General features: G+C 51.6%; 11 protein-coding genes. 2 read left to right on the forward strand and 9 right to left on the reverse strand.

What is annotated here, in order from left to right:
• Nucleotides 1–111: 111 nt before the first annotated feature.
• The 8 genes from HMPREF0860_RS08575 to HMPREF0860_RS08610 all read right to left on the reverse strand — a co-directional run bounded on the left by HMPREF0860_RS08575 (nt 112) and on the right by HMPREF0860_RS08610 (nt 8,282).
• The gene (locus HMPREF0860_RS08575; RefSeq protein WP_038081575.1) at nt 112–2,124 is read right to left on the reverse strand and encodes an alpha-amylase/4-alpha-glucanotransferase domain-containing protein; all 2,013 of its coding nucleotides are present in this window, start codon (nt 2,122–2,124) and stop codon (nt 112–114) included.
• Nucleotides 2,125–2,289: 165 nt separating this feature from the next.
• Nucleotides 2,290–2,853, reverse strand: coding sequence for a hypothetical protein (locus HMPREF0860_RS08580; protein ID WP_021331081.1), 564 nt, complete (start codon nt 2,851–2,853; stop codon nt 2,290–2,292).
• The gene (locus tag HMPREF0860_RS08585; protein WP_156002165.1) at nt 2,846–3,466 is read right to left on the reverse strand and encodes a hypothetical protein; all 621 of its coding nucleotides are present in this window, start codon (nt 3,464–3,466) and stop codon (nt 2,846–2,848) included. The genes HMPREF0860_RS08580 and HMPREF0860_RS08585 overlap by 8 nt, the downstream gene beginning before the upstream one ends.
• Complete coding sequence (locus HMPREF0860_RS08590; RefSeq protein WP_021331092.1) at nt 3,463–3,930, reverse strand: hypothetical protein; 468 nt, start codon at nt 3,928–3,930, stop codon at nt 3,463–3,465. The genes HMPREF0860_RS08585 and HMPREF0860_RS08590 overlap by 4 nt, the downstream gene beginning before the upstream one ends.
• Complete coding sequence (locus tag HMPREF0860_RS13335) at nt 3,927–5,003, reverse strand: RnfABCDGE type electron transport complex subunit D (RefSeq protein ID WP_021331074.1); 1,077 nt, start codon at nt 5,001–5,003, stop codon at nt 3,927–3,929. Before HMPREF0860_RS13335 ends, HMPREF0860_RS08590 begins: the two co-directional genes overlap by 4 nt.
• Nucleotides 5,000–6,400, reverse strand: a complete 1,401-nt coding sequence (locus HMPREF0860_RS08600) for a 4Fe-4S dicluster domain-containing protein (RefSeq protein ID WP_021331069.1) — start codon at nt 6,398–6,400, stop codon at nt 5,000–5,002. The genes HMPREF0860_RS13335 and HMPREF0860_RS08600 overlap by 4 nt, the downstream gene beginning before the upstream one ends.
• The gene (locus tag HMPREF0860_RS08605; RefSeq protein ID WP_021495686.1) at nt 6,397–7,794 is read right to left on the reverse strand and encodes a hypothetical protein; all 1,398 of its coding nucleotides are present in this window, start codon (nt 7,792–7,794) and stop codon (nt 6,397–6,399) included. Before HMPREF0860_RS08605 ends, HMPREF0860_RS08600 begins: the two co-directional genes overlap by 4 nt.
• Nucleotides 7,795–7,799: 5 nt before the next feature.
• Complete coding sequence (locus HMPREF0860_RS08610; protein ID WP_021331067.1) at nt 7,800–8,282, reverse strand: divergent PAP2 family protein; 483 nt, start codon at nt 8,280–8,282, stop codon at nt 7,800–7,802.
• Nucleotides 8,283–8,513: 231 nt separating this feature from the next.
• On the opposite strand from HMPREF0860_RS08610, the gene HMPREF0860_RS08615 reads away from it, so the two are divergent.
• Both HMPREF0860_RS08615 and HMPREF0860_RS08620 read left to right on the forward strand, forming a co-directional pair.
• Nucleotides 8,514–9,329 carry an aldo/keto reductase gene (locus HMPREF0860_RS08615; protein ID WP_021331071.1) on the forward strand — a complete coding sequence of 272 codons (816 nt, stop codon included), beginning with the start codon at nt 8,514–8,516 and terminating at the stop codon, nt 9,327–9,329.
• A 144-nt stretch (nt 9,330–9,473) separates the two neighbouring features.
• Nucleotides 9,474–10,418, forward strand: a complete 945-nt coding sequence (locus tag HMPREF0860_RS08620) for a cation diffusion facilitator family transporter (RefSeq protein ID WP_051169983.1) — start codon at nt 9,474–9,476, stop codon at nt 10,416–10,418.
• Nucleotides 10,419–10,601: 183 nt separating this feature from the next.
• Here HMPREF0860_RS08620 and HMPREF0860_RS13935 read toward each other — a convergent pair.
• The coding region (locus tag HMPREF0860_RS13935) for an RpnC/YadD family protein (protein ID WP_021495685.1) at nt 10,602–11,180 on the reverse strand (579 nt) is incomplete at its 5' end.

Here is an 11,180-nt window from a genome sequence, read left to right on the forward strand (position 1 = left end):
TAAAAGAAAAACGCTGCGGGCGTTTTTCAACTCTTAGCACGGCAATTCTTTTAGCGGAAAAATGCAGCTTGCTCGATCGCCGTACACATTGCTTTATTTGCGACGCCGCGTTTACTTTCCACGCTTTTCGGCTTTCGTGCGCTTGCGCTTCATCGCGATTATGCTGAAGTTGATCGTCTTTTCCGTTTCCATGCCGGGCGCAAGATCGATCGGCCAATGCATCGCTGCGCACAGCGTCATCGCTGCCGGAACGATTTTTTCACCGGCGTATTCCGGACGGCGGAACGTGATCGGCAAAAACGAAAGACCGCAGCTTTCGTTCGGCTCGAACATAAACGAAAGCGAATTTTCGGCATCGGAAAGCTGAACGGCGGAAACGTCGGAAATAATGCCCGACGGAGAGAGTGAAGCGGACGATTGTGCCGAATCGCTTTCAACGCGTTCATCCCCTGATGCGATTTCGATCGTATACGGAGTAAAATCGGGGACAGCGTAATCGGTGTGCGCGAAATTCGACTCGACGACGAAATCGGCGCGGAGCGCTTCGGCGCTTTCGTTTTTTACGATGTATTGCAATGTAAAACCGTTCGAATTCGCAGCGTATTTTTTTCGTACGGATATCGCCTGTTTTTTCTCGCCGAATTCTCCGAAAAATGAAAGCTGCACTTCTTTGTGCTGCGGAGAAAATTTTTGTTCGATGTACTGCGCTCTTACAAAGGTTTCCCGCTTTGCACATTTGCCTTGCACATAGCCTTTGACGTCGGCATCGGAGAGGATGTAATCGATAAAGAGCGAACGGACGTAATCGTCGGTACAGCCGTCGAAGGCTTCCATGCGGCTCAAATTGTCCGCGTAATTGCCCGCGCCCTGCATGATGTCGAGTTCGGAGATCGCGCCAGCCGCCCGCGTTATGCATGCCGTAAAGCCCGTCATGCGGAACATATATTCGTCGATGCCGTCGGCGTTGTAATCGAATCGAGACGCCGCCTCTTCGAATTCGCTACACTCGCGGATGATCTTTTCCGCTTCAGAGAGGTTTTTAAAAGCGATTCTGCGGTAGGCTGCGCGTACGAGCGGAGCGCTTGCCGTACACACAAAACCTTCTCCGCTTTGGGCTGCCCAGAGTTTTTCGCGTGCGACTTTTTTGCGCGCTTTATCGCCGTGACATTGATTGGCGAGCATACTCACGTACAGCATGCGGTTACACAGCGCTTGGCTTTCGGGATAGGTTTGCAAAAAATCGTAAATCGTGACGGGATAGCCGTCGCTTTTCGTAACGGCCGTATACGGCACTTTCGCCCACTGCGCGATTTCCGCGTCGATACCCGCCGTAATAAAAGCGGGAACGCGGGCACCGGCCGTCTTCAAATAGGCACCGGGATGCGAAAAGCGCAGCGTATCCGAAAACTGAGAAGAAGCGCTGTCGGCAAGTTTTTGCAAATATCCCGATTGCAAAAGTTTTTGAAATTCCGCATGCGTCAGCGGTACATCGACAAAACGCTCCGAAGCGGCGGCATCGTACGCATCTGCGCGCACACTTTTTTTTACGGATACAAAAAGAGACATCAAATACTCTTCAGCGGAAACTTCGAGAGACGGTTTGTGTTTTCGGTAAACGGGAACTATCGTTACGGATTTGCCGCGGTCGGACATGATGACGGGAAGGTACGACTGTTTTGCAGGAGGAATAAGCGAGCTGTCGAGCACGACGTATTCCATACCGCAGGTTTGAAAGCTCGTCACGAGGGATGCATCCCAGCTCGAAGCGCACAGCGTCATGCCGCGCGGCCGCTTTCCGAGCGTCTGCCGTATTTCGGCGGAAAGCAATTCGATTTGATCGGTGCGATCTTTCGGATACAAAAGCGGAAATACGGGATTGTAAAATCCCCCGCCTAAAATTTCAATCTGCCGGCGGGCGATGAGCTGTTGCAATATCGCAAGGAATTCGGGATGCTTTTTTTTGAAAAACTGCAATTCGTTTCCGTTAAACGAAAAAGCCATACAAAAACCGGGATTGGCGTATAGAAACTTTGCCGCCGGTTTGTAGATATCCTGATAATCTTTTTCACTGTCGGAAAACGTTTTGCCGGCCGGTGTTGACTCGAGGCCGAAACAGATACACATCGCCTTCACTTTGGCTTAAAACTCCTTCCGCTCATTTTACACTATCTTTGCCATATTTTAAAGGTCTTTTTTCGATTTTTGAAGATTTTTATTATTAAGAAATTTTTAAAATCCGATCGAGTTTTTAGAGATATCTCTTTATTTTTTTGCGGGCATCGTAAAAGATTAACGCACGCAGTAATCGGTAAGCCACGAAACGTTCCACACCGCACAAGCGATGACGAGAATCGCCAAGGCAATCATTACAAGTACGTGCCGGTTTAAACCGTCGTTTTTTGCCCGCGCGATATCGATGCGGTAACGGAGCGAGGCAAGGACGGGTAACACGACAACAAAGGAGAGCATGCAGCTTGCAGCGATAAGGACGGCATCGAAGGTACCTGAGCTTTCGGAGAGCGAAAGAAGCACGATGAGGTATGAAGCGGCGCATTCTCCCGTTTGCATGAGCGGCGGAGTACGTATAAAAAGTCCTGTGCCCGACAAAAGTGCCGTAAATACGAGCAGCGCTGCGAGCGGATAGAGCTCTGTAACACCGAGCGGAAAAAGCAAGTGTACGGTGATGAGCTCCGTCAAAAAGGTCGCTGCAAGTGCGGAAACGCCGCATCGGAACGCAGGACGGAAAATGCTTTTGTCGAAAGCGACGCTTAACACGGCAATGCGCTCAAGCCCGATACCGTAAAACAAGACGGCGGAAGCGTAAAACGCATAATACAAAACGATGTCAATCATGGCTCGTCTCCGCCTTTTCGGCAGGCGCCGATTTCGCTGCGATAAATGCAGAGACGGCGAAGATAATCGCCAGAGCGATAAGCGCGCCGGGAATCGTCGCAAAAAACGACGCAAACGCGATATGTTCCGAATCAAACAAAACTTTTTCTTCGATACCGTTCGGGCCGATATACGTAATCGTTCCGAAACCGACAATATCCCGCAGCAAAAAAAATGCAAGCACAAAAACGGAAAAGAGCGCCGTAGAATTCATATTTCGTTTTAAAATCGATTTTATCCCCGCAGTTTCGTCAGTCGGAACCAAGCCCGCGGCGAATGCTGAAACCGCCGGCACGTAGATCGCAAAACCGAGCGTAAGGGCGGCAAGCGGCAAAAACACCGCGAGGATTTGCCGAAAAAGTATCGCAAGAGCGACGATAAGCGACATACAAAGCACATTTCCGATTCGCACGAATTCAAGCTTGCGTATCGCATCACGCAGCAGCGTAGCGGCGGAGACAAGCGCGAAGAGTTCGACTACAAGTATGAGACCGTACGCAAATCGGCCGGGAAACGGAATCATACAGGCGAGAGATGCCGAAAAATAAAACGAAACGAATCTTTTACGCATCACAGTCTTTCCTCCTGCTGCCGTATCAGCACGGGTATACGCTCCGCCCAATACCTGATCTGGCTTTTCGCTCCGCTGCTTTCGATCGCGTCATACACTCTGCCGTGCAATCCGGCAATTCCGATAAAACGCGCGGTATGCTTTCCGTCCGAAATAAAAACCGCAGGAAGAGGGCCGTAGATCGTTTCCATGCGCACGATGCACGTGTAAGCGTTTCCGCTTCCGCCTTTTACGCTGAAACACGCTGCACTCGACGATACGGGAACAGCGAAATCGACAAAGTCTCCGATATGCCACACTCCCGGCTCGGCTTCTTCGAGCACGCGCGCTATTTCGGTTTTAATTCCCGCATGCATGGCGCCCTTCGTACAAATCGCCGCGACGGACAACACGATAGCGAGCAATACGATGCAGCCTGCGAAAATGCCGTACTCCTGCAATGCTTCTTTTGAAAATCGCTCCGTCATCGCCCTGCCCTTCCTTTACGGTTTTCCGCAAGCGCGGCACGCAGTCGCGCCGCATCCCGCTTGTCTTCAGCGGCTTGGATGAGCGGCGAAACGACGTTCGCGCACAAAAGCGTAAAGATCATTCCTGCCGACGACATACCGCAGCCGGCAATCAAAAATGCGAAAATGCCTGCAAGCGTGCCGTAAAGTATTTTCCCGTACTTCGAGAGAGGCAGCGTGCCGTACTGCTGCACGACGAACACCGTATAAAAGAGCGTTCCTCCGGTACACAGCGCTAAAATCATATCGCCCTGCCCTGCGACGCCGCCTGCAATCGCGGGACCGGCAAAGCGCACAAGCAGCGCATATACGATCACAAAGCAGCTCGGAACGAGCAGCCCCTGCATACCCCATGCAAACAAAACGATCGACGATAAAAGCGTCAATACATTGAATCGAAATGCAGGAATAACCGAATGCGTATCCCACAAAAGCGAAATATAACCGTCGGGAATAGAAATATTGACAAAACCGAATACCGTATTATTGAGCGTTTCCGTTATCGCGCGGTCGATACCCGTAATCGGGAATACGCCGTTTTGAATTAACACAAACGAAGGATTTTTAATCTGCAATATATCGCGCGTTAAATCGGTTTCGGGAAACGAACTCATGCCGACTATCCATGCGACGGCGGCAATAAGGACAGCGCTGTTCACCCAGTCGGCCGCAAAGGATCCCGACAGGTATTTTAATAAAAGTACTGTGCAAAGCGCGATGCAAAAAACCGTTACCGGTGAAAAGGTCGACGGAAGCAGCATCCCCGCGACGATTCCCTGCACGACATCCGCAAGCGGCGAGAGGCGGCAGCGCACGATACGCTTTGCATACAACAAGTCGGCGGTAAAAAATCCCGCAATCGACGAAGCGATGACGATGAGCGCTCCGTAACTTTTCGTTGCGGCGAGCATGAGCACTTGGACGGACAGTAAAAGCGCCGTGACAAGCAAAACGCTCTGCGCCGACGGAGACAAGTATAAAAAAGGACGCGCGATTTTTTTCTTTCGCAGCAGTGTGTCCGTCGTATCGTTCATATCGGTTCTCCTGAATATCGTATGCGCTTTATCGCTTGGCTTATCGAAAGCCTTGAAGGGCATACCGAATTACACAATCCGCAGCCCGAACACAGTGCCGCCGATTCGATGTATTCTTTCGACACTTCGGCTCCGCCTGCCGCGTGCCGGTACAATATGTCGGGCGACAGATGACGGGGACAAACGACGCGGCACTCGCCGCAGCGTACGCAAGCTTGCTCGCTCTGATCGGGGATGCGGTGCATCGGCAAAAACGAAACCGATTTGACGTATTTCGTCACCGGAGCGTCGAGGCTCGCGGCAAAGCTTCCGAGCATGAGACCGTTTACAATGACGGCGGCGGGAGGACGTTTTAATCCGCCGCACTGTTCGGCTAGGAAGCGCATCGTCGTTCCTATGCGAACTTTCATAAGGCCCGCCGCCGGTACGCATTCGCCCGAAACGTACACATACTGTTCCACGGACGGCACACCGTAGCGAAGCGCATTGTGTACGGCGATCATTGCAGACGCATCGGCAAAAACGCATTCGGACGAAATTCCGTCGAACGGCTTTTCCTTTGCCGATTTTTTTACAGCGGCGATTATTTCATTGCGGAAACCCGCCGGATATTCGGTGATGTCAACGGGCACAAAGCATACGGGAACGGGCGAATCTTTGACGCGATCAGAAGCGAAGTCCTGCAATGCCGATTGCAGAGGAGACGGATCTTCGTACGCTTTCACCTTGCGCGTCGTATTTGTCGTCCCTTGCTCCGCTTTTCGTTTTTGCATCTCCTGCGCATCGCATGCGAAGACGATACCCGCATCGCCGAGCGCACGCGAAGTGATAAAGGCTCCCGTTTGTATATCGTTGAAAAACGCTTTCGATAAAACGGAATCGGTAACGCGCTTGGGATCGTCATCGTAGAGACGTACGACAAGGACGCGTCGCCCGTGCAGTCCGACTCCGTCGATTTGAGACGCGAGGGATGCGGGTTCGGTCGTATCGAAAGTATTGATGACGCCCGCATCCGCGATTCTCTGAACGATTGCCGATGCCGGGAGCGCTCTCCAATTTTCGGAAAACCGCTTTTTTCCGAGATACGAAAATCTTCCCGACAAGCGGATTTTTACCGCGTCTTCTTCGCGTCCGTTCGGACTGATACACGAAACGATATCTTCGACGATGCCCGGTACGCTTGCGTGCAGTTTGGCGCCGTAACGAGACGACGCATTCGAAGCCGGGACGGCTATGATATCCCCTTCGCGCACACGGTCTCCCTGCCGAACAAGGCAGACGGAAGGAGTGTGCGTTTCGTGAGACAGCGGAATCGTCACGACCGGCTGCAAAAAACCGTTTACGGCGCCTTTGACGAGATTTCCTTCGCTCGTATATATGGCGGGAATCATCTTCATCGCATTTTACTCCGTACCAATAAAATCGACGGTATGCACAGCGCAAAAGCCAAAAGCAGCGTGTGCAAAAGCCCCCCGCCGCCCGACGCAGAAAACGCGTACCCCACACGGACATGAGCGTCTTGCGCTTTTATCAATTTTTCGACTGCAGGATACGGCAGCGCATCGATATCGCCGAGCGCCGCATCGTAAAAATTTTTATCGAATACCATAGAGACGCTCGTCTCCGAAATCCCTTTATCCCCGTCGGAAAATCGAGGAAAGACGATACTGTCGCCCGTCTTCGGGTGCCGCTCGTGCGCGCTTTGCGCGTTCACCGAACGATACGGAGCGGTTTTCGTATTCCAGTACCACGCGACGTATTCGTCGAGCGTCGGAAAACTCCCCGCCGGCGACTGCGCGCGCGCCGAAGGAAACTCGAGCGCAGAAGTATGCGAAAAAGGAGAAGCGGCAAAGCCGCTCGAAAAAGAGGACAAAAGTGAAGCGGCGAAAAGGACGGCAATGCTCGAAACGCATGCGGCCGTTCCGCGAAACGTCGCTTTCGTAAAAAGCGGAATCGCCCGAGCGGGTCGGATCGGAACAAGCGTAAACCGATAGCGCGCTTCGTACAATCGCTCGCCCGTTGAAAACGCGGCAAGTACGGATACGGTACCGGCGGCGAGCGGCACAAAAAGCAGGGCACTCCGAAGCGAGGACGCGCAGGAAGCGATAAGGGACGCGGCAAAAAACGCGATGAGGACAGGATTCGTTTTGACGGCCGAAAACGCTCCTCGCCTTCCCCATAATCTCAGCGCGATAAAAAGCCCATACAAAAAGAGGCAAGCCGATGCCGCGGCAGAATACAAGGGCACACATGCGGCGAAGAAAACCGGAAAAACCGCTGCGACAAAAAAGAGAGAACGGTGAGGAGACAAAAAGCACAAGAGAAGCGCAAAGGCCGTACAGATAAGCGGCACGATAAACGGATAGACACCATGGGTATCGATACCCGCCGCTACGCCCGACGCACGGAATTCCTGTACGGCGTCTTCGGCAAACGGCGCATATCGCTCTTCGATATAATAGAGCCGATACTGTGCGCCTCTGTCGAAAAAGTACGCCTTCCGCTTTGCAAGGTAGCCGTCGGCATCGGCGAAAGCGAGCGCGAGAGACACTTCGGGAGAATGCATCGGCAGCGTGACCGGAAGCCGCTGAGAAGAAAGGCTTATGACGTTTTCACATCCGGCGCGCTTTAAAACGTCGGCCGCATAATCGTCATCCGCCGCATCGTCGACATACACGATACGATAACGCTCCCACAGATTTCCCGACGGCACCGTCCGAAAAACAAACAGAACGAAAAGCGAAGCGACGGCGATGCCGAAAAAAACAGACATTTTTTTTACTGCGCTCATAGTTCCTACTGCAGCAGCGCAAATGCGAATCCGATCGAAAACCCGATCAAAAGGCCGACGATCACTTCAAGCGGTGTATGCCCCTGCACTTCCTTTATGGGCGTATATGCGATGATCTTTTGCCGGTCGAGTTCTTTTCCGATTTCGTTCAAGCGCTTTGCTTGAATGCCGCTTGCGCGTCTGACACCGAGCGCGTCGCGCACCGTGACAAGCAAAAAACACAGCGACAATATAAATACATCGGAATGAATGCCCGAGTGAAAACCGATAGACGTCGTGAGTGCCGAAACGATCGCGGAATGGCTTGAAGGGAGGCTGCCCGTCCGCCACACCATCATTTCAAAGAGTACCGACAAGCTGCGGATTTTATGAGACAGCAGAGCGATGATTGTTTTTAAAAATTGCGAACAAAACCAGCTGCAGATGCACGCCAAAAACACGGGATTCGCTAAGAAGAGTTTCAGTTGTTCTTTTACCGACAGCAACATATTTTTTATTGTATCATGACAGCATTTTTTTTACAACACGCGCATACGCGTATCTCGGAAATATGTGATATTTTCGTATACGCGCACACACTGTCGGGTATCGGACACTGCAGAACAGAGGAAGTATAGAGCAAGCGGCTTCTACCATTAATGCGCGGGACAATGTATTTTTTTTCGTTATTCTATTATAATAAACGTACCATCGCTATTTTTAATTAACGGAGGTTTCGTATGGGTATCGACGAAAAAGTAACGCTCAATAACGGAGTCGCTATGCCGAAGTTCGGGCTCGGCGTTTACAAAGCCGGAGACGCGACGATTCAAGCAGTGCAGACGGCGCTCGAATGCGGTTACCGCCTCATCGATACGGCGGCATTTTACAACAACGAAACGCAAGTGGGCAAAGCGATCCGCGAAAGCGGCGTGCCGCGCGAAGAAGTTTTCGTTACGACAAAGATGTGGAATCAGGATCAGAGAGACAACCGACAAGAAGACGCGTTCCACGAAAGCCTCAACAAACTCAAACTCGATTACATCGATCTGTATTTGATTCACTGGCCGGTGCCCGGCAAATTTATCGACACGTGGAAATACATGGAGGATTTTTTCGCATCGGGAAAGGTTCGTGCGATCGGCGTAAGCAATTTTTTGCAGCATCACCTCGAAGAACTCGCCGCCGTCTCTAACGTCGTCCCTGCCGTCGATCAATTCGAATGTCATCCGTTTTTAACGCGCGAAAGTCTCCGCGACTACTGCACTTTACATTCGATTTTTCCCGAAGCGTGGAGCCCCCTCGGGCGCGGTATTGTGCTCGAAAGCAGAACGATCGCCGAAATTGCCAAAACTCACAAAAAGAGCGCGGCGCAGATTACGCTTCGCTGGGATTATCAAAACGGCATCATCACGATTCCGAAATCGGTCAATCCGAAACGCATCAAAGAAAACGCCGCGATTTTCGATTTCAGTCTCACCGACGACGAAATGGAAAAGATAAGCGATTTGGACACGGGCATTGCAAAACAGGATCCCGATAATTTCGATTTTTAGGTCGAATGACGAGCTTTGAAGGTATTAGCTCATAAAATTGAACCTATTAATAATCAGCCGTCTGCAGTGACGCCGTTTCCGGATGTTCAGTAATGCAATGCACGTGCTTGCGGCACGGCAAAGATTTTGTTAAAATTGTTCAGTATGAATTCCGAAATCACCGATCGAAACGAAACACATGCCGTTCTCATGCGGCGGGCGGGTTATATCGCGCTTTTCGGAAATCTTGCGCTCGCATGCGTAAAGATCGTTCTTTCGAAAGTTTCGGGAAGCCTTGCCGTTATGGGCGACGGCATCGATTCGCTCACCGACGTCGCGATCGCGCTTATGACGCTCATCGTAAGCACTATCGTTTCGCGGCCGGGCGACAAAGAGCATCCGTGGGGACACGGCAGGGCGGAAACGACGGCGACGATGGCCTTATCTTTCGTCATATTTTTTGCCGGCACGCAGCTCGCCCTTTCGTCCGTAGGCTCTCTTATCAGGCACTCGTACAAAAGCGAAGTGAGCGCTGCGGCACTCGCTGCTGCCGCAGTATCGATTACGGGAAAAGCGATACTCGCCGTAACGCAGTATACGCTCGGTAAAAAAAGCGGCAGCGCCATAATCAAAGCGAACGCACAGAATATGAAAAGCGATATCGTCATGTCGGGAGGCGTGCTTTTAGGCATAGGAGCTGCGCGGTTTTTCCGCTGCCCTTCACTCGATCCCGTTACCGCCCTCCTCGTAAGCGCATGGGTTATCAAAAACGCGGTCGCGATCTTTTCGGATATGAATACCGAACTCATGGACGGAAACACCGACCGCGAAATATACAAGCGCCTTTTCGACGCCGCATCTTCCGTAAAAGGCGTGTCGCATCCGCACCGCGCGCGGATCAGAAAAATCGCTTCGCATTGGGATATCGACTTGGATATCGAAGTGGCGGCCGATATGAGCGTGTCGGCTGCTCACGAAATCGCCTGTCAAGTGGAAAGGGCCGTCCGAAAAGCCATTCCCGACGTATACGACATCATGGTACACGTGGAACCCGCAGGACTGAACGATGAAAACGAACAGTACGGTCTCGATGAAAACGACGTAAGATAACGAATACGCGGGAAAAAAGCTGTGCGCGGCGGCTTATAAGCCTGCAAGCGCAAGGAGGCTAATAAAACCATGCTTTCTTTCGTCAAAAATGACCGTCATACAATGGTCTGTAGACGTATGCGAACGCCGCTTCCGCAAGCAGAATGCACAAAGTCGCACGTGGAGTGAGGAGAGGGAGCAACGCTACAGCGATTCGATTTCCGCTTCGGCGAGGCCGGTTGCTTGGGCTATGGTTGCGACCGACAATCCCAAACCGAGTAAATTCTTCGCCGTTTCAAGCGCTTTTTGATATGCGCCTTTCGCTTCACCCTGTGCGATGCCTTCTTTGAGCGCAATTTCTCTTTCTTCTTCCCGCTGCACGGCAATGTCGACATCATAATCATATTCGGCAATTAACATGTTCATCACCTCCCGACTTTTTCTTTGTAAATACTCCCGCAAGATGTCATTTTGTATGCACTCTTTGATCGCGTTCCGAAAGCCGTTTTCACTGTCGAGCTTCGTATGTCTTCGTACGGCTTCTACGAACAGCGTGTATTCTTTCAGCGGTTTACATGTATGCAATATCTTACTTCCCTTATTATAATTGATATTCGTCACGCTGACAACGACTTCGAGAGCAGGTCTTTCGGGCACTGTCATAAAGGCGTCGGAAAGTCGGAGCGTTACTTTTTCAGGGTAATCTTCTTCCCCGTTGTAGAGCACGTAGAACTCCGGCGTCGGAATCTTTTTCAACCTGCGGAGATAACGGTCGCGTGGATT

It is taken from the genome of Treponema socranskii subsp. socranskii VPI DR56BR1116 = ATCC 35536, from assembly GCF_000468115.1.
Lineage (GTDB): Bacteria > Spirochaetota > Spirochaetia > Treponematales > Treponemataceae > Treponema_D > Treponema_D socranskii.